Source organism: Streptomyces albiflavescens, from assembly GCF_014645835.1.
Classification (GTDB): domain Bacteria; phylum Actinomycetota; class Actinomycetes; order Streptomycetales; family Streptomycetaceae; genus Streptomyces; species Streptomyces albiflavescens.
Map to the genome: position 1 here is coordinate 344,633 of NZ_BMMM01000010.1, position 17,721 is coordinate 362,353.

Below are 17,721 nucleotides of genomic sequence, written 5' to 3' on the forward strand. Positions count from 1 at the left end.
CAGTCTGCTGCATTGTCCTTGATCGGTAACGGTTGCATACGGTCACTACGGAACGCACGCTTCCGGTGCAGACTTTTCCCCTTGAGCTCACCAGTCATGCTCACAACAACGGGCCTTCGCCTACAAGATCGACACCGTCGGCACCGTCACGAAGCTGGACCAGCGCTGGAAGCCTTAGGCGGTGCCGAGTCCGAAGGCGTGGTCGTGCGCGTCGGCTCCAGCGGCGGTGCCGTCACACACCCGTGCGTACGGCACTGGGGGCGTCGGCAGTCGGGCGCCGGGCGGCGTACGGTCGCGAAGGCCAGCGCCGCCCCGATCACCAGGACACCCGCGCACAGCGGCATCGCCCGCCGGAAGGCCGCGTTGAAGGCGTCCGCCGAGCGGTACGCCTCCGGGCCCATCCCGGCGAGCAGCGGCAGCGCGGCCACGGCGAGGAGCCCGGCCGCGCGGGCGGCCGCGTTGTTGATGCCGCTCGCCAGGCCCGCCCGCGCGGTCTCCACGGAGGCGAGGACGGTGGCGGTCAGGGGCGCGACAAGGACAACCATGCCCAGGCCCATCACGAGCAGCGCGGGCAGCACATCGACGACGTACGAGGCGCCCTTGCCGACGCGGAGCATCAGCAGCAGGCCCGTCGCGCACAGCAGTGGGCCCACCGTGAGCGGGATACGTGGCCCGATGCGCTGGGCGAGTTCACCCGAACGCGCCGAGAACAGCAGCATCAGGACGGTCGTCGGCAGCAGCGCCGTACCGGCTTCGAGCGCCGAGTAGCCCACCACGACCTGGAGCTGGAGCGCGGTGAGGAAGAAGTAGCCGCCGAAAGCCGCGTACACACACAGGGTGACGAGATTGACGGCCGTGAACTGGCGCGAGGCGAAGATGTCGAGCGGCATCATCGGATCGGGCCGCCGCCGCTCGACGACCACGAAGGCCACCCCTGCTGCCACGCCCGCGACGGCCGTGACGGCGACGACCACCGAGCCGCTGCGAGCCTCGATCAGGGCATACGTCACCAGGGCGAGCGCGAGTGCGCCGAGCGCGGCGCCGAGGACGTCGAAGCCGCGGTGCGCGCGCTCGTCGGACGACTCGGGGACGTGGCGCAGGGCGACCGGGGCACACACCAGTGCCACCGGGATGTTCAGCAGGAAGACCCAGCGCCAGCCGGGGCCGTCGACCAGCCAGCCGCCCAGGAACGGGCCGACAGCCGCGCCGACGCCCCCGAAGCCCGACCAGAGCCCGACGGCCCGGGCCCGGTCGTCCGGATGGAAGGACGCCTGGATGAGCGCGAGCGAACCGGGCGTGAGCAGGGCTCCGCCGATCCCCTGCAGGGCCCGGGCGGCGATCAGTACGCCTACGTTGGGCGCGAGCCCGCACAGCAGCGAGGCGGCGGCGAACCACACCACCCCCAGGACGAAGACCTTGCGCCGCCCGAAGCGGTCCCCGAGCGAGCCGCCCAGCAGGATCAGCCCGGCCAGCGTCACCATGTACGCGTTGACGGTCCACTGGAGGGCCGCGAGGCTCGCGTCCAGATCACGGCCGATGGTCGGCAGCGCGACGTTGACGACCGTCGAGTCCAGCATGGCCATGCCGGAGCCGAGGACGGTGGTCAGCAGGATCCATTTGCCCGTAGGGGTGGAGATCCGTACGGCCGGTTTCTCTCCTGATTTCTCCTGCGGAGGGGCAGCCATACCTCGGAGCATACGGAAGGGCTCGGCACCGCGGGGGTGCCGAGCCCGAACCGAACGTGATCGCTGCGCGCTACTTGAGCTTGGTGCCCGTGGAACGCAGCGCGGCGCAGGCCTCGGTGACGCGCTTGGCCATGCCGGCCTCGGCGAGCTTGCCCCAGGTGCGCGGGTCGTAGGTCTTCTTGGAGCCGACCTCGCCGTCGACCTTCAGGACACCGTCGTAGTTGCGGAACATGTGGTCCGCGACGGGGCGCGTGAAGGCGTACTGGGTGTCGGTGTCGAGGTTCATCTTCACGACGCCGTTCTCGAGCGCCGTGGCGATCTCCTCGGCCGTGGAGCCGGAGCCGCCGTGGAAGACGAAGTCGAACGGGTTCGCCTTGCCGTACTTGGCGGCGACGCCCTCCTGGAGGTCCTTGAGGAGCTCGGGGCGGAGGACGACGTTGCCCGGCTTGTAGACGCCGTGCACGTTGCCGAAGGACGCGGCGAGCAGGTAGCGGCCCTTGTCGCCCAGGCCGAGGGCCTCGGCGGTGCGCAGCGCGTCCTCGACGGTCGTGTACAGCTCGTCGTTGATCTCGTGGCTGACGCCGTCCTCCTCGCCACCGGTCGGGGTGATCTCGACCTCGAGGATGATCTTCGCGGCGGCGGCCTTCGCGAGCAGCTCCTGGGCGATGGCCAGGTTGTCCGCGAGGGTCTCGGCGGAGCCGTCCCACATGTGCGACTGGAACAGCGGGTTCTCGCCCTTGGCGACGCGCTCGGCGGAGATGTCGAGCAGCGGACGCACGTAGCCGTCCAGCTTGTCCTTGGGGCAGTGGTCGGTGTGCAGCGCGACCGTGATGTCGTACTTCGCGGCGACGATGTGCGCGTACTCGGCGAGCGCGACGGCGCCGGTCACCATGTCCTTGTTGTACTGGCCGCCCAGGAACTCCGCACCACCGGTGGAGATCTGGATGATGCCGTCGCTCTCGGCCTCCGCGAAGCCGCGCAGCGCAGCGTGCAGGGTCTGGGACGAGGTCACGTTGATGGCCGGGTAGGCGAACTTGCCTGCCTTTGCCCGGTCGAGCATCTCGTTGTAGACCTCGGGGGTTGCGATGGGCATCTGTCCGCTCCTTGTATGTGCGGGTCTGCGTACGGCTGCACTGCCGTACGACGGGACTGGTGCTTACGGCCCTGACCTAGGGGGGCGACGTCATCGTCGGCCCCATCCTCCCAGACGCGGCCCGATGCTCCAGCCATCGTGTCCGACACCCGTCGGTAACCCCTGGGAACATGAGTCCCAGGGGCCTCGTACGTCAGTCCAGCCCCAGCTCGTCCTTCGAGTACGCGAAGAGGTACGGGACCCCGGCGCCCGCCTCGATCTTCTCGGCGGCGCCGGTGGCACGGTCGACGATCGTCGCGACGGCGACGACCTCCGCGCCGGCCTCGCGGACCGCCTCGACGGCGGTGAGCGGGGACCCACCGGTGGTGGACGTGTCCTCGACGACGAGCACGCGCCGGCCCTTGATCTCCGGCCCTTCCACCCGTCGCTGCAGACCGTGCGCCTTGGCGGCCTTGCGCACGACGAAGGCGTCGAGTCGCTTCCCGCGCGCGGCGGCGGCGTGCAGCAGGGCCGCGGCCACCGGGTCGGCGCCCATGGTCAGCCCGCCCACGGCGTCGAAGTCCAGCTCGGCCGTGAGATCGAGGAGGACCTGCCCGACGAGCGGCGCGGCCTCCCCGTCCAGGGTGATGCGGCGCAGGTCGATGTAGTAGTCCGCCTCAAGACCCGACGAAAGGGTCACCTTGCCGTGCACCACGGCCTTGTCCTTGATCTGCTGCAGCAGCGCGCCGCGTACGTCACTCATGTCCGCCAGCTTAGAGGCGCCGCCAGCTCCAGGTCGTGGTCGCCTCCAGGGGCTCGATGGGGGTGACCAGACGAGGATGGGTGTTCAGCCCGTTGGGCGGCCCGGTCTGGGGCTCCACGCACACGGCCGCCTCCTGCTCGTCGTACACGACGACCCACTGCTCGCGGCTGGCGACCTTCAGCTCGAACTGTCCGGGCCAGGTCAGCGTCACGTCGACGCCGTCCGGCATGCCGAAGCAGTCGTCCCAGGGGCTGGGCTTCGGCTCGATCCGCCGCCCGGTGGGCAGGTGATCGTCGCCGCGCTCCTCCTGCCAGGCGGGCCGGAAGTCGACGCGGACGTCCTCGCCGTCTCCTCCCAGGTTCCTGTTGAACCACGGGTGCCAGCCGATCTGGGCCGGGAAGGACGATTCGTACGTCTCCACGGACGTCGTGAGCGTGAAGGCGTCCTCGGTCAGGGTGAAGGCCTGGGCGACGCGGCCGGGGTGGGGCCAGGGGGCGACGAGGTCGTACGTGATGACGGCCTCGTTCTTGGTGGTGCGGGCGGTGCGCCAGGCGCCGTCGCGGGTGGTGCCGTGGATGGCGTGCGGTGGGGAGTTGAGCGGCATCTGCTGGACGGTGGCGCCGTCCAGGAACCGTCCTTCGCGGATTCGGCCGCACCACGGGACCATCGGGAAGCACCCGAACTTCGCGCCCTGCCGTAGCAGTTCGACGCCGCCGATTCGCAGACTTCCGACCCGTCCGCCGTTGGCCGGCGTCACGGTCGCCTCCGCGTCGCCCGCGGTCAGCGTGATGTCTTCGTTACTCACGGAGTTGACCCTACTGGGACGGGGCCGGCCTGCGGGATTTCGCCCCCTCCGCCCCTACCCGTTCCCGTACCTGGGGGCTGCGCCCCCAGACCCCCTGAGTTGTCATTCGACTGCGGGTGGGTGGGGGCTTGTCACGCAGTTCCCCGCGCCCCTGAAGGGGCGCGGGGTGAAATCAGCGGCGCTTGCGGAGGGCTCGGGTCACGGCGATCGCCGAGGCGAGGGCCAAGGCCGCGGCGGGGGCCGCCCAGCGGAGGGTGGCGCGGGCGGCGGTGGCCTCCGGCGGCGGGACGGGTGCGTAGCGGCCGCGGGGCGGGGCGTGGTCGACCTCCTCCGCGCTGCGACCGATCATCGTCCGCCGCGCGTGCGCCGCCTCTGCCATGGCATCCTCCCCGTCCGGCTCCCCCGCCTCCACCACGAACTCCTCCTCGATCTCGTCGTCCACCAGCGGATCGAGCGACGGAGGCGGAACCTCGACGTCGAAGACGGACTCGGGCTCCGATTCGGATTCGGATTCGGATTCGGCCGAAGCCTCGGATTCAGCCGCCGCGTCCGGCTCGGACTCGTCCCGGGACTCGGGCAGAGCCACCGCACCGGGCTCGGGCTCCGGCTCGGCCCGGGGCTCGGGCTCCAGCGCCGACTCCGGCTGAGGCTCCCGCTCGCCTCCCGCCCCCAGGTTCTCCGCGAACCGGCTCAGCAGTCGCACCCCCGCCGAGGACACCGCGTCCGGCGGAAGTTCCGCCACGCGGCCGTCGCCGGAGGCTGTGCCGATGAAGGTGAGGGTGGTGCCGCCGTCGGTGGGGCGCAGGTGTACGGCGAGGGTGAGCTTGACGGAGCCGGTGCCGCGGGCCTCGGTCGCGTCGCCCTCGACGGCGTAGGTGCCGTCGTCCTGGGCGGTGACCCGGAGCGCCCCGCGGTAGGTGATCGTGTGGCCGCCGACGCGGACTTTCAGGCGCCCGGAGACGGGCGGCGTCCCCGCGTCCTGCTGGAGGCCCGGAACGGCACGGGCCACCCGCACGGGATCGGCCAGCGCCTCCCTCAACCGATCGGCCGGAACCGGAACGAACACCTCATGCTCCATGTCAGCCGAGCCTACCCAGCACGGCCCGAAGCGCACCCGCGTATCACGGGATTCCCCCGCCTCCTCCTCAGTCGGCGTACCGCGGATGCACCAGGGTGGAGGGCGCGAGGCCGGCCGTGACGCGCGTTCGGTGAGCCGCCCGCGCGTCCGCGGTCAGGGCCGCCCGGGTCAGCGTGTGCAGCCGTGGCCCGTGCGGGGCGAGGCTCAGGCGTACACCCGTGCGGGAGGCCGAGGCCAGGATGAAACCCCAGTCCCGCGGGGCCTTCGACGTACCGCCCGCCGTACGGTCGGGACCCGCCGCGAAGCCGGAGTCCCGGCCGCCCACCCGGTAGGGGGCGGTGCGGAGGCCGGCCGCCCGGATCGTCCTGTCCACCGTCCAGAAGACGCGGGGGCGGGAGGCGACCGGGCCCGCGTGGACCACCAGGCGCCCGTCGGGGGCGAGGACACGGTGCGCCAGACCGTAGAACTCCTGCGAGTACAGCTTCGTACTGGCGGTGATGCCCGGGTCGGGGAGATCCGAGATCACGACGTCGTACGTCGACGGGGCGCTGCGCAGCCACTGGAAGGCGTCCGAGGTCATGACGTGCACGCGCGGGTCGTCGTACGCGTGGCCGTTCAGGGCGGACAGCGCCGGGTCGCGGCGCGCCAACCGCACCACCCCCGCGTCGAGTTCGACGATGTCGACGCTGCGCACCCCGGGGTAGCGCAGCACCTCGCGCGCCGCGAGCCCGTCGCCGCCGCCGAGGATGAGGACGCGTGTGTGCGGGCCGTTCATCGCGGGGTGCACGAGTGCCTCGTGGTAGCGGTCCTCGTCGCGGCCGCTGACCCGGAGGCGCCCGTCGAGGAAGAGGTGCAGCGGACGGCCGTGCGTGCCGCCGGTGAGAACGACCTCCTGGACGTCCGTCTGGAGCGCGACTCGCACATCCGTCCCGTACACCGCGTGCCGCGCGGCCCGTTCGAAGTCGTCGACCAACACCGCGGCCGAGGCGAGGAGTCCGAGGACGACGAGGTTGGCGACCAGCAGGACCCAGCGCGCCCGGCGGGTCAAGTCGCCCCGGAACAGGCCGAGTACGAGGGCCCCACCGGCCACCGCGTTCACCGTTCCGGTGAGCAGCGCCCCCGTCAGCTGGCCGAACAGCGGGAGAAGGAGGAAGGGAAAGGCCAGACCACCCACCAGCGCGCCCACGTAGTCCGCCGCGAACAGGTCTGCCACCGCCCCACCCGGGTCCTGGCGGCGGATGCGCTGTATCAGTTCCATCAGGAGGGGGACTTCGGCGCCGATCAGCAGGCCGATGGTGAGGGAGAACGCCACCAGCAGATAGCGGGATCCGTTCGCCCAGGCGCCGCCCCAGTCGCCCGTCCACGCGAACACCGCGTACAGAGCCATCGCGCTGCAGCCGCCGACGAGCGCCAACGCCGTCTCGACCGCGCCGAAGCCGGCCGCGGCGCGGGGGCGCAGCCGCTTCGCGGCGAGCGAGCCGATGCCCATGGCGAAGACCATGACGGAGAGCACGACGGAGGCCTGGGTGACCGAGTCGCCGATCAAGTACGAGGCGAGGGCCACGAGTTCGAGTTCGTACACGAGTCCACAGGCCGCGCAGACGAACACTCCGGCGAGGACGAGAAACCGGCCGAAGCCCGGGCGGACGGGCAGCCGCGCCGGGTCCTGGACGCTCCAGGGCGGCGGTGCGCCGGGGGGTGCGGGCGCGTGCGGTTCGATCACCCAGCGAACGCTACGTCACGCCGACGCTACGCTTCGTCACCCACACGTGTGGAACCACGGCGCTTTATGGCATCCCGGGTTGGGGAGGGCGTATCCGGGACTCCGCCCCAGACCCTGCCAAGGGGCCGGGCCTCCTGTGCCCTACCCCCGCCCGGGGCTCCGCCTTTGGACCGCCGTCGGTCTCAACGGCCGGGCCCTCAAAGGCCGGACGGGCTGAGAGCGTCCATCCCCGCTGCCGCCCGAACCCCCACCCTCGTCCTCGTCGCCACCAACTGCCCGTCCTGCGGGTACGCGTGCCACGTGCGCCAGTGGACCTGGCCCTCGTGGCGTTGGGCCAGCAGGGCGGTGAAGGCGTGGGGGCTGCCGGGGAAGACGCCCGCCAGCCCGTTGGGGTGGTCGGAGACCAGGGCCAGCAACTCCTGGGCGCGGCCCGCGAAAGAGCCGGGGGACAGCACTTCGACCCGCGCCGCGAACTCGTACTCCCAGTCCCCGACCCGCTTCGCCACGCCGAGCGGGAGGGGCGTACTGCTGCCGGCGATGCACGCGACGGTCTCCGAACAGCTGCCCTGCTCCTCCTCCAGGAGCACCTGGTGGGACGCGCCGAGGAGTCTCAATTGGAGCTTTGCCCCGGCGAGTTCGAGGTCGAGCGTGGCGAGGGCCGGCAGCGGTTCGCGGCCCAGCGTCCAGGCGAGATCCGCCGCGCGCGTGTCGGTGTACGAGGTTTTCAGGGTCGTGAGCATGGGTCGGCTCCGCAAGCACGCAAAGGGAGGTGGGGGTCCGGCGCACCCGGTCGGTACCAGGGGAACGGCCCGGTCAGCCCGGTCAGGAAGGACAACCCGACGCCAAGATGACGACAGGGCCTCGGGGCTGCGTTGGTGATTTAGAGGGAATCATGAACTGTGGCGCCGCCACAGCGTTTTTACCCAACTTCGTGGGGTTTCCATCCCCTCGAGGGCTCCACAGCTCAACTGTTCAACTACGGCGTGCGCCAGGCGCACGGATGTGCCCGTCGGCAGCCGTTGCCCGACGGGCACTTCCGTGTGCTCCGGATGCGCTTCCCCCACTGGGAGCTCAGCTGCCCCGTGTCAGCTGCCTCCGCCGCATCCGCCCCCGCCGCCACAGGAGGACCCGCCTCCGCAGGACGAGCCTCCGCCGCACGACGAGTGACCGCCGCACGAGTGACCCCCGTGATGACCGCCGGACGAGCCGCTGTCGCCCGCCCCGCCGGCCCACCAGCTGTTGCTGCCGCTGTCCGACGAGGAGCCGCGGTGCGAACGGCGGCCCCCCTTCGAGAGCGTGACCTTCGCCTGGCTCCGGTCGGTGGCCATGAAGACCACGACGACCACGACGCAGACGACCGCCAGGATGATGCCGATGACCATGGCGTCACCCTCCTTTCGTTCCCCCGAAGCGGCCCCCCGTGGGCCTTGCTTCCCGTGTCGCTTCTTGCGTGAGAGGGGGATGCCCCCGCGTCTCGTGACCCAAAGCAGAGTTGAGGAACTTCAGAGGGTTCCTTCGGGGAGATGACCCCTGACCTGCACAGAAGTGCAGTTCAGGGCCGCCCGTGTCTCACTGGGCCGCCTGTGGGCCGTGATTTTGGCCCGTCCACCACCACAGGTTCCCCCCACCACACTTCGCCGTCAGGTTCGGAAAACGGCGGTGGATCCCAGCCGGGATCCACCGCGGCAATGTCGGCGAACAGCCGTTCCATCTGCGGAGAGGCGTGACCGTTGAGCAACATGCCGTTGCCGCCGGGCCGGCGGAACACGGTCCCCTCACCCCATACGAACCACGTCTCGCGCTCGTCGTCCGACATCCCGTCCCGTTCCTCGTGCCGTTCCGCGGCGCGTCCTCCTCTGTCCGCTGGTTCGAACATTCCGCTCACCGGCCGTTCAGGCAGGCTCGAAGAACGGCTCGGGCACGGCATCGGCCACGGAATAGGGCCGGAACCTGGGATCGGTGAGGATCCGGTACAGGAACTCCGTGGCGGCCATCTCGTAACGGTGCCAGTTCTCGGCGTCCTCCATATTGGCGAGGACCGGCCATGCGTCCACCGGGCCGTCCGTGACCTGCCAGAAGAACGTGTCGGCCGCACGCGAATTTCCCCAGGGGATCAGGCCCCCGGTCGTCCCGGGCTCATGGATCCGGTAGGGCGCGAACGGGCCGTCCGAAGGGTCGTCGTTCTCCAGCAGAACGCGCCACTTCCTCAGCAGATCCGCCACGCGGGTCTCATCAGAGCACAGCACCGACACCACCTGCGAGAACTCACCGGCACCGAACGCCTGGCACAACTGCTTGTAGTCACTGGGCAGTTCGGTCCCCAGTTCCGCTTCGATCTCCGCCCAGGGCTGCGCGGCGTCCCGCGCAGCCCAACCTGTGGCACGGAGAAGAGAGTCCACCCAGGAAGTTCCCTCCGGCAGTGCATCCGGCGACGGTGCAGCCCGCTCCGCCACGAGCACCATGCGCCGTGCGCCGTCATCGCCGTCCACGGTCCCGGCCCCGATCCACCAACTCCCGTAGGCCCAGGCCCGCATGTCCACCACGTGTGTGCCGAAGGGGGTGAGCAGGGGCCGTCCTGTCGTCGCGTCCGCCGTCGGATCGGCGTACCCACCCATGGCGAGGTTGCGCGAGGACCCGTACCGAGCGCTGATCCCCTCGACCAGATCGGCCAGCGCGACCTTCCCGGAAACGGCAAGACACAGGTGCCCTGCCCCATGCCCCGCCACGCCGCACTCCAGCGACTGCGGACCGCGGGCGACCAACCGCGCTACGGCATCGAGCAGTTCGTCCCGCCCCATGGACTTCCGCTCCTCCCTGCGCATACGTGCCAGCCTGTTGTCCTCCTTGATTCCCCGGATCTCCCGCATGGCGCGGAAGCCGACATAACCCCACGCCGGGAGCGCAGCGACAAGACTCATCAGCCGGTCCTCGCCGGACGCCCCGGCCCCGAGGGTGATCGACCCCATGACAGCCGCCCAGACCATCGCGAAACCGAGCAGTCGATTCATGGCCCCTCCGGCCCCCTCCGGCCCCCTTGGGGAATCGATCGGCTCTCCTGCACACCGACCCCGTAGCGCGAGCATGGGAGGCTTCGGCCGCATCACCCCGGGCGGCGCCGTCTGCAAAGCCCTGCAATGGCATGGCCCGGGTGCCGTTCCGCAGCATAGCGAGGCAGCGTCTCGGCAGGACAGCAGGAGCTGAACGTCGCGGATGCCCGTTCTGGTGCATTGGGTACTGGCGCAGGTGCTCCTCCGTGAACGTCAGTTGAGGAAGTCCAGGGCTTGGGCGCAGGATGACCGGCATGACCTCCAGCGCACGCCCGTTCCTCAACCGCCGGCTCGCCGAGTTCGGAACGACGATCTTCGCCGAGATGTCGGCCCTCGCGACGAGCACCGGCTCGATCAACCTCGGCCAGGGCTTCCCGGACACCGACGGTCCCGAGGAGATCCGGGAAGCGGCCGTGCGGGCGCTGCGGGACGGGCGCGGCAACCAGTACCCGCCGGGTCCCGGCATCCCCGAGCTGCGCACCGCGATCGCCGCGCACCAGGAGCGCCGGTACGGCCTGTCGTACGACCCGGACACCGAGGTCCTGGTCACGGCGGGCGCCACGGAGGCCATCGCCGCCACCCTGCTCGCCCTGCTGGAGCCCGGCGACGAGGTGATCGCCTTCGAGCCGTACTACGACTCGTACGCGGCCTGCATCGCGATGGCGGGCGGCACCCGGGTTCCGGTCACGCTGCGCCCGCACGAGGGCAGCTTCCGGCTCGACCTCGACGAGCTGCGCGACGCCGTCACCGAGAAGACCCGGCTGCTGCTGATCAACACCCCGCACAACCCGACCGGCACCGTGCTCACCCGCGAGGAGCTCACCGAGATCGCAAGGCTCGCCGTGGAGCGCGACCTCCTTGTGGTCACGGACGAGGTCTACGAGCACCTCGTCTTCGACGCCGCAGAGCACCTTCCGGCGGCCACGTTCCCGGGGATGCGCGAGCGGACGGTCACCATCGGGAGCGCGGGGAAGACCTTCTCGTTCACCGGCTGGAAGGTGGGCTGGGTGACCGCGCCGCCCGCCCTGGTCAGCGCCGTGCGGTCGGCGAAGCAGTTCCTGACGTATGTGTCGTCGGGTCCGTTCCAGTACGCCGTGGCCGAGGCGCTCGCGCTGCCGGACGCGTACTTCGATGCCTTCCGCGCCGACATGCTGGCCAAGCGGGACGTGCTGGCGGCGGGACTCACGGAGGCCGGGTTCGAGGTCTTCCGTCCGCAGGGCACCTACTTCATCACCACCGACATCCGGCCGCTCGGCGAGTCCGACGGCTTCGCCTTCTGCCGCGCCCTGCCGGAGCGCGCCGGTGTCGTCGCCATCCCGAACGCCGTCTTCTACGACCACCGGGAGGCGGGCGCTCCCTTCGTGCGGTTCGCCTTCTGCAAGCAGACGGAGGTGCTTCAGGAGGCGGCGAAGCGGCTCAAGGCGGCGCGGTAGTCCCGCGGGCACCGGTGCGGGAGGCTCCGTCGGCAGCGGTGCGGGAGGCTCTCCGTCGGCAGCAGAGCGGGAGGCTCCGTCGGCAGCAGAGCGGCGTGCCTGTGTGTCCGCCGGGCGCGCCGCCGGTGACTCCATGGGGAGCGCCGCCGTGACTCCATGGGGAGCGCCGCCGTTAGCACTGCGCGCGCCGTCCCTGCGGACGGCGCGCCGGGGTGAGGTGAATCGTACTCGCACGGAGGTACAAAGCTCGCAAATACCCCGTAGGGAACGCACAGTTCGGGTGTGACCCACCCGAGTACCCTCCTTCGCCCCGCCCTCACGGAGCCCGGGGACCGCGCCCGCCCGTCGCCCCGCGCCGCGCACAGCCTGCCGACTGCCACGGTGACCGCGCTCGGGCTGTTCGCCGTCGCACGCCTGACCGGCACCCTCGTGCTCGCCGCGACCGCCTGGGCCACCGGCAAGCACCCGCTCGTGCTGCTCGCGCGGTCCTGGGACTCGATCTGGTACCTGGGCATCGCGGCGCACGGCTACGGCCGGACGCTGTATTTCGAGCCCGCCATCGTCCACAGCGACCTGGCGTTCTTCCCGCTGTACCCGGCGCTGGTGCGCACCGCCACCGCCCTGACGCCGCTGAACGCGGGCACGGCGGGCCTGCTGGTGTCCTGGCTGGCGGCCGCGGCCGCCGCCTGCGGGGTGTACGCGATCGGGGCCCGGCTGCACGGCCGCGCGGTCGGCACGACCCTCGTCCTGCTCTGGGGTCTGCTTCCGCACTCGGTCGTGCTGTCGATGGCCTACACCGAGCCCGTGCTGACCGCCTTCGCCGCCTGGTCGCTGTACGCGGTGCTCAGCGAGCGCTGGCTGTGGGCGGGCTCCCTCGCGGCGCTCGCGGGTCTTTCCCGGCCGAACGGGTTCGCGGTGGCGGCGGCGGTCCTCGCGGCGGCGGCGCACGAGGTCTGGCTGCGGCGCGGACGAAAAGTTCCCCACAGGCTGTGGACGGGCGCCGCGCTCGCGCCGCTCGGCTGGGGCAGCTTCGTGCTGTGGGTGGGGCAGCGGAAGGGCGATCCGCTCGGCGGCTACTTCAAGGTGCAGCGGCTGTGGGGTTCGCGCTTCGACTTCGGGGTGGGCTCGCTCCGCTTCATGAAGCATCTGTTGCTGTACGGGGACCGCTTCGTGTTCCCCGTGACGCTGATGATCGTCACCGCGGCCGTCCTGCTGTACGCACTGCTGATCGCCGACCGCACACCGTTGCCGCTCCTCGTCTACAGCGGCGTACTCCTGCTGATCGCACTCGGCGGCTCCGGCTTCTTCGAGTCGAAGCCCCGCTTCCTGCTGCCGGCCTTCCCGCTGCTGCTGCCGCTGACGCGCGCCCTGGTGCGAACGGCGAAAACCCGGCCCTGGCACGCGACCTTGGTGGTCGGTGCCCTGGCCGGGCTCTCGTTCGCTTACGGCGCGTATCTGGTGGTGATCACACACACGCCGCTGTGAGTCCCCTAAGGGTCACTCCTCGTCGTCTTCGGGCTTCTCCGCCTCATTGATCTCCTGCTCCAGGCCCAGCTGCTCGACAAGCCACTTGTCGAACTCGATGGCGGCCCGCACCCAGCTGACCGTCGACGAGACGAAGTGCTCCAGGCTGACGCCGGTGCCGATCAGCATCTGCGCCTCGCCGATCAGGCGGACGGTGCCGTCGTCATGCGTGTGGCTGTAGACCTTGGGCCACAGCGTGCGGCGGTTCCAGTCGTCGATGGACTCGAGCAGCGCGGCCTTCTCATCGATCTGGTGCGGCCGGTCGTAGAACGTCCGTACCGAGAAGACCTGCTGGTCACCCTCTCCACGGAACATGAAGTACGTACGGAACTGCTCCCACGGCGCCGCGAGGTCACCCTCGTCGTCGACGACGTACTTGAGCTCCATCTGGTCCAGGAGCTGCTTCACGAGGTCCTGATCCGGGACGACGGGGCCCGCGGGGCCGCCGGGCTGCGGCTCGGGCTGGCCCCCGAAGTTCGGAATCGAGGACGGGTCGATGCTCACCGTGTATTTCCCTTCGTACGGATTCTGCCATCCTCCCCCATCCAGGGAGGGGAGTGGCAACCCCTGACGGGGCCTGTCGCCCGGGCGCCGGCAAGATCCGGTCGCGGGCACCGCTCGGGGCCCCTCCGCGGAGCCCCGGCGCTGGTCGTCCGAAGGGTCTTCGCACCGATCATCCGCGGCGCGTCGGCTCACCGGGCCGGGCCGGATCTTCGCCCCGGCCCGGCCCGGTGAGCACGGCCCTTACAGCGTCTTGCCCGTCGCCGGGCCCACGATCAGGCCGTGGCCGAACGCGTCCACCCGTACCGTGTCGCCGTCCTTGACCTCGCCCGCGAGGATCTCCTTGGCGAGGCGGTCGCCGATGGCGGTCTGGACGAGGCGGCGCAGCGGCCGTGCGCCGTACGCCGGGTCGTTGCCCTCGTCGGCGAGCCAGGCCAGGGCCGCGTCGGTGACCTCCAAGGTCAGCCGGCGCTCGGCGAGCCGCTTGGCGAGCCGGTCGATCTGCAGCCCCGCGATGCGCTCCAGCTCCTCCTTGTCGAGGGCGGAGAAGACCACCAGGTCGTCGAGCCGGTTGAGGAACTCCGGCTTGAAAGAGGCCCGCACGACCTCCAGCACCTGCTGCTTCTTCTCCTCCTCGGAGGTCAGCGGCTCGACGAGGAACTGACTGCCCAGGTTCGAGGTGAGGATCAGGATGGTGTTGCGGAAGTCGACCGTCCGCCCCTGACCGTCCGTCAGCCGTCCGTCGTCCAGCACCTGGAGCAGGATGTCGAAGACCTCCGGGTGCGCCTTCTCGACCTCGTCCAGCAGGACGACGCTGTACGGGCGCCGGCGGACGGCCTCGGTCAGCTGGCCGCCCTCCTCGTAGCCGACGTACCCGGGCGGGGCGCCGACCAGCCGCGCGACGGTGTGCTTCTCGCCGTACTCGCTCATGTCGATGCGGACCATGGCCCGCTCGTCGTCGAAGAGGAAGTCGGCGAGCGCCTTGGCCAGTTCGGTCTTGCCGACGCCGGTGGGGCCGAGGAAGAGGAAGGAACCGGTCGGGCGGTCCGGGTCGGCGATTCCGGCGCGGGTGCGGCGCACGGCGTCCGACACGGCCTGCACGGCCTCGGTCTGACCGATGAGCCGGCGGCCCAGCTCCTCCTCCATGCGCAGGAGTTTCTGTGTCTCGCCCTCCAGGAGCCGCCCGGCGGGGATGCCGGTCCAGGAGCCCACGACGTCGGCGATGTCGTCCGGGCCGACCTCCTCCTTGACCATGGTGTCCTTGGCGGCTTCCTCCTCGGCCTCGGAGGCTTCCTCCAACTCCTTTTCGAGGGCCGGGATTTCGCCGTAGAGCAGCCTGGAGGCGGTGTCCAGGTCCTCGTCGCTCCGGGCGCGGCTCTGGGCGAGTTCGGCCTGGCTGCGCAGCTCGTCCAGCTTCTTCTTCAGCTCACCGACGCGGTTGAGGGACTGCCGCTCCTTGTCCCAGCGGGCGTTGAGGCCGCGCAGCTGCTCCTCCTTGTCGGCGAGGTCGCGGCGCAGCTTCTCCAGCCGCTCCTTGCTGGCGGCGTCGGTCTCCTTGCTGAGGGCCAGCTCCTCCATCTTCAACCGGTCGACGACGCGCCGGAGTTCGTCGATCTCGACGGGGGACGAGTCGATCTCCATACGCAGCCGGGACGCGGCCTCGTCGACGAGGTCGATGGCCTTGTCCGGCAGGAAGCGGGAGGTGATGTACCGGTCGGAGAGCGTCGCGGCCGCCACCAGCGCGCTGTCGGCGATCTGGACCTTGTGGTGGGCCTCGTAGCGCCCCTTGAGCCCGCGCAGGATCGCGATCGTGTCCTCGACGGTGGGCTCGGCGACCAGCACCTGCTGGAACCGCCTCTCCAGCGCCGGGTCCTTCTCGATCCGCTCGCGGTACTCGTCGAGCGTCGTGGCACCGACCATCCGCAGCTCACCACGGGCGAGCATGGGCTTGAGCATGTTCCCGGCGTCCATGGCGGAGTCGCCGCCGGCCCCGGCGCCCACGACGGTGTGCAACTCGTCGATGAAGGTGATGATCTGCCCGTCGGAGTCCTTGATCTCGGCGAGGACGGTCTTGAGCCGCTCCTCGAACTCACCGCGGTACTTCGCGCCCGCGACCATCGCGCCGAGGTCGAGCGCGACGAGCCGCTTGTCCTTGAGGGACTCGGGCACGTCGCCCTTCACGATGCGCTGGGCGAGCCCCTCGACGACGGCGGTCTTGCCGACACCGGGCTCACCGATGAGGACGGGATTGTTCTTGGTACGGCGGGACAGCACCTGCACCACCCGCCGGATCTCCTGATCGCGGCCGATGACGGGGTCGAGCTTGCCCTCGCGCGCCGCGGCCGTGAAGTCGGTGCCGAACTTTTCGAGCGCCTTGTACTGGCCCTCGGGATCCGGGGTCGTCACCCGGCGCCCTCCCCTGGTCTTCTGGAACGCCTCAAGGAGCTTCTTCGCACTGGCGCCCTGCTGGGAGAGTACGTCGCCGGTGTGGCCGCCCTTCGCGGCGATACCGATGAGCAGGTGCTCCGTGGAGAGGTACTCGTCGCCGAGCTCCTTGGCGCGCTCGGCGGCGTCGGCGATGACGGCGAGCAGCTCGCGGTTGGGCTGCGGAGGCGCGACGGTGGACCCGGTCACGCTGGGCAGGCCCGCGAGGACGCGTTCGGTCCCGGCGCGGACGGAGGCCTGGTCGGCGTCGACGGCGGCCAGCAGATCAATGATGTTCTCGTTTTCCTGCCCCCCGAGCAGCGCCAGCAGCAGGTGCGCGGGGGTCAGATCCGGGTGCCCCTCGGACACGGCCCGGTTGGTGGCCGCGTTGATCGCATCCCGGCTCCTGTTGGTCAGCTCGGCGTCCACGGTCGTGTTCTCCTCCTTGCGTCAGCGGTCCTGCGTACGTCCCTCGTGCCAGCATCCCTCATGCTGAGTGTGCCAACGGGCACAAAGTTGAGTCTATTCCACTCAAGGGCGCGGCGGGGCGTAGATTCGGGCCTCATGGCTTCGTATCCGGTGGACCCGCGGCAGCCCGACGCCGCCTACCTCAGCTTTTGGCGTGAGCGGCACCTGTGCACGCTCTCGACGCTCCGTCCCGACGGGAGCCCGCACGTGGTGCCGGTCGGGGTGACCTACGACCCCGAGGCGGGCCTGGCCCGGGTGATCACCAACAAGTCCAGCGCGAAGGTGGGCCACGTGCTGGCGGCGGGGGCGGACGGCGCGCGGGTCGCGGTCTGCCAGGTGGACGGCCGCCGCTGGGCGACGCTGGAGGGGCGGGCGACGGTGTCCGTCGACCCGGCGCGCGTCGCGGAGGCCGAACGGCGGTACGCGGAGCGGTACGGACGGGTGCCGTCGCCGAACCCGTCCCGCGTGGTGATCGAGATCGACCTGACCTCGGCGATGGGGCGCGGCTGATTTCAGCCTCAGTCAGTACGGGCCGATACCGGGAGGTTTCACGTAAAACTGCAGCGGCGTCACCGTGTTCAGGTCACGGTGACGCCGCTGCGGGGGGAAGTACCTGAGCGATCTACTACGACGGGGGAATCGCGTCAGGCACTGCGGGGGGTGGCTGCAATGGTCTGCACGTCCGGGGCTTCCGGTTCGGCCAGCCGGTGGTCGCGCTGGTCGAGGTTCACAAAGATCATTCCGTATCGAATGGCACACCGCACTGGCTGCGGCGCCCCCCGAGGCCGCCGCAGACACCGGTACGCCCGCACGTCGTCCTCTTCGTCCCGGGTAACCACCACCGGTTCCCCGAACACGGTCACCATCAGTGAGTCACCGCTGTGGGGGATGGCGGTGGCCAGGTCGATGAAGTGCCAGCCGGAGCGATAGGCGGTGGCCATTTCGCGGCGGAATGAGCGGTCGTCGGGAGGAGTCGTCACGTCAGCTCCACACGCTGTCATCAGTGCCGACAGGAGTGCTGCCATCACCGGTCGTCGCGGATGCGACTGTTATCGACCAGACACTGTCCGCTCGGACGTCGCCCTTCGCATTCGCGAGGCCACTCAGCGCTCCGAAGGCCACAACGGCGGAGAAGGCGGCGACAAGCACCGAGCGAAGCATTTTGTTACCCATAGTCGGCTTCGTCCTCACTTGAAGG

At 70.5% G+C, this 17,721-nt stretch carries 16 protein-coding genes; 3 read left to right on the forward strand and 13 right to left on the reverse strand.

Going from position 1 to position 17,721, the window contains the following annotated elements; all coding sequences use genetic code 11:
- Positions 1–146: 146 nt before the first annotated feature.
- From IEY95_RS27145 to IEY95_RS27190, 10 genes are all read right to left on the reverse strand, one after another.
- Positions 147–1,685 (reverse strand): MFS transporter, encoded by a 1,539-nt coding sequence (locus tag IEY95_RS27145; protein ID WP_189188740.1) that lies wholly within the window; start codon positions 1,683–1,685, stop codon positions 147–149.
- A 70-nt stretch (positions 1,686–1,755) separates the two neighbouring features.
- On the reverse strand, positions 1,756–2,778 hold the full coding sequence (gene fbaA, locus IEY95_RS27150; protein WP_189188741.1) for a class II fructose-bisphosphate aldolase: 1,023 nt from the start codon (positions 2,776–2,778) through the stop codon (positions 1,756–1,758).
- A 193-nt stretch (positions 2,779–2,971) separates the two neighbouring features.
- The gene (gene pyrE / locus IEY95_RS27155; protein ID WP_189188742.1) at positions 2,972–3,520 is read right to left on the reverse strand and encodes an orotate phosphoribosyltransferase; all 549 of its coding nucleotides are present in this window, start codon (positions 3,518–3,520) and stop codon (positions 2,972–2,974) included.
- 10 nt (positions 3,521–3,530) lie between these two features.
- On the reverse strand, positions 3,531–4,325 hold the full coding sequence (locus IEY95_RS27160) for an aldose epimerase family protein (protein ID WP_189188743.1): 795 nt from the start codon (positions 4,323–4,325) through the stop codon (positions 3,531–3,533).
- Positions 4,326–4,497: 172 nt separating this feature from the next.
- On the reverse strand, positions 4,498–5,403 hold the full coding sequence (locus IEY95_RS27165) for an SRPBCC domain-containing protein (RefSeq protein ID WP_189188744.1): 906 nt from the start codon (positions 5,401–5,403) through the stop codon (positions 4,498–4,500).
- A gap of 67 nt (positions 5,404–5,470) precedes the next feature.
- Positions 5,471–7,126, reverse strand: a complete 1,656-nt coding sequence (locus IEY95_RS27170) for a polyamine aminopropyltransferase (RefSeq protein WP_189188745.1) — start codon at positions 7,124–7,126, stop codon at positions 5,471–5,473.
- 197 nt (positions 7,127–7,323) lie between these two features.
- Positions 7,324–7,866: a DUF2617 family protein gene (locus tag IEY95_RS27175; protein ID WP_189188746.1), complete on the reverse strand. Its 543-nt coding sequence runs from the start codon at positions 7,864–7,866 to the stop codon at positions 7,324–7,326.
- Between the two features lie 345 nt (positions 7,867–8,211).
- Entirely contained in the window at positions 8,212–8,508 is a 297-nt protein-coding gene (locus IEY95_RS27180; RefSeq protein WP_189188747.1) for a hypothetical protein, read from the reverse strand.
- 170 nt (positions 8,509–8,678) lie between these two features.
- The gene (locus tag IEY95_RS27185; RefSeq protein WP_189188748.1) at positions 8,679–8,942 is read right to left on the reverse strand and encodes a hypothetical protein; all 264 of its coding nucleotides are present in this window, start codon (positions 8,940–8,942) and stop codon (positions 8,679–8,681) included.
- A gap of 76 nt (positions 8,943–9,018) precedes the next feature.
- Positions 9,019–10,134, reverse strand: coding sequence for an SMI1/KNR4 family protein (locus IEY95_RS27190; protein WP_189188749.1), 1,116 nt, complete (start codon positions 10,132–10,134; stop codon positions 9,019–9,021).
- Positions 10,135–10,418: 284 nt separating this feature from the next.
- Between IEY95_RS27190 and IEY95_RS27195 the strand changes: the two genes are divergently transcribed.
- A complete protein-coding gene (locus IEY95_RS27195) occupies positions 10,419–11,606 on the forward strand; it encodes a pyridoxal phosphate-dependent aminotransferase (RefSeq protein WP_189188750.1) in 1,188 nt (395 codons plus the stop codon).
- Between the two features lie 282 nt (positions 11,607–11,888).
- The gene (locus tag IEY95_RS27200) at positions 11,889–13,091 is read left to right on the forward strand and encodes a putative hexosyltransferase (protein WP_189188751.1); all 1,203 of its coding nucleotides are present in this window, start codon (positions 11,889–11,891) and stop codon (positions 13,089–13,091) included.
- Between the two features lie 12 nt (positions 13,092–13,103).
- Here IEY95_RS27200 and IEY95_RS27205 read toward each other — a convergent pair whose 3' ends face one another.
- Positions 13,104–13,634 carry a YbjN domain-containing protein gene (locus tag IEY95_RS27205; RefSeq protein ID WP_189188752.1) on the reverse strand — a complete coding sequence of 177 codons (531 nt, stop codon included), beginning with the start codon at positions 13,632–13,634 and terminating at the stop codon, positions 13,104–13,106.
- A 240-nt stretch (positions 13,635–13,874) separates the two neighbouring features.
- Positions 13,875–16,484 carry an ATP-dependent chaperone ClpB gene (gene clpB / locus IEY95_RS27210; protein WP_189188753.1) on the reverse strand — a complete coding sequence of 870 codons (2,610 nt, stop codon included), beginning with the start codon at positions 16,482–16,484 and terminating at the stop codon, positions 13,875–13,877.
- A gap of 135 nt (positions 16,485–16,619) precedes the next feature.
- Here clpB and IEY95_RS27215 point away from each other — a divergent pair, with 135 nt between their 5' ends.
- Positions 16,620–17,033: a pyridoxamine 5'-phosphate oxidase family protein gene (locus IEY95_RS27215; protein WP_189188754.1), complete on the forward strand. Its 414-nt coding sequence runs from the start codon at positions 16,620–16,622 to the stop codon at positions 17,031–17,033.
- A 134-nt stretch (positions 17,034–17,167) separates the two neighbouring features.
- Here IEY95_RS27215 and IEY95_RS27220 read toward each other — a convergent pair whose 3' ends face one another.
- On the reverse strand, positions 17,168–17,464 hold the full coding sequence (locus IEY95_RS27220) for a Rieske (2Fe-2S) protein (protein ID WP_189188812.1): 297 nt from the start codon (positions 17,462–17,464) through the stop codon (positions 17,168–17,170).
- Between the last annotated feature and the right edge of the window lie 257 nt (positions 17,465–17,721).

Excerpts from the sequence above, each read along its gene's own strand:
- IEY95_RS27195 (WP_189188750.1), top strand. The coding sequence starts at position 10,419 with ATGACCGGCATGACCTCCAGCGCACGCCCGTTCCTCAACCGCCGGCTC.
- pyrE (WP_189188742.1), bottom strand. The coding sequence starts at position 3,520 with ATGAGTGACGTACGCGGCGCGCTGCTGCAGCAGATCAAGGACAAGGCC.
- IEY95_RS27180 (WP_189188747.1), bottom strand. The coding sequence starts at position 8,508 with ATGGTCATCGGCATCATCCTGGCGGTCGTCTGCGTCGTGGTCGTCGTG.
- IEY95_RS27220 (WP_189188812.1), bottom strand. The coding sequence starts at position 17,464 with ATGGCCACCGCCTATCGCTCCGGCTGGCACTTCATCGACCTGGCCACC.
- IEY95_RS27185 (WP_189188748.1), bottom strand. The coding sequence starts at position 8,942 with ATGTCGGACGACGAGCGCGAGACGTGGTTCGTATGGGGTGAGGGGACC.
- IEY95_RS27175 (WP_189188746.1), bottom strand. The coding sequence starts at position 7,866 with ATGCTCACGACCCTGAAAACCTCGTACACCGACACGCGCGCGGCGGAT.
- IEY95_RS27145 (WP_189188740.1), bottom strand. The coding sequence starts at position 1,685 with ATGGCTGCCCCTCCGCAGGAGAAATCAGGAGAGAAACCGGCCGTACGG.
- IEY95_RS27165 (WP_189188744.1), bottom strand. The coding sequence starts at position 5,403 with ATGGAGCATGAGGTGTTCGTTCCGGTTCCGGCCGATCGGTTGAGGGAG.
- IEY95_RS27190 (WP_189188749.1), bottom strand. The coding sequence starts at position 10,134 with ATGAATCGACTGCTCGGTTTCGCGATGGTCTGGGCGGCTGTCATGGGG.
- IEY95_RS27215 (WP_189188754.1), top strand. The coding sequence starts at position 16,620 with ATGGCTTCGTATCCGGTGGACCCGCGGCAGCCCGACGCCGCCTACCTC.
- fbaA (WP_189188741.1), bottom strand. The coding sequence starts at position 2,778 with ATGCCCATCGCAACCCCCGAGGTCTACAACGAGATGCTCGACCGGGCA.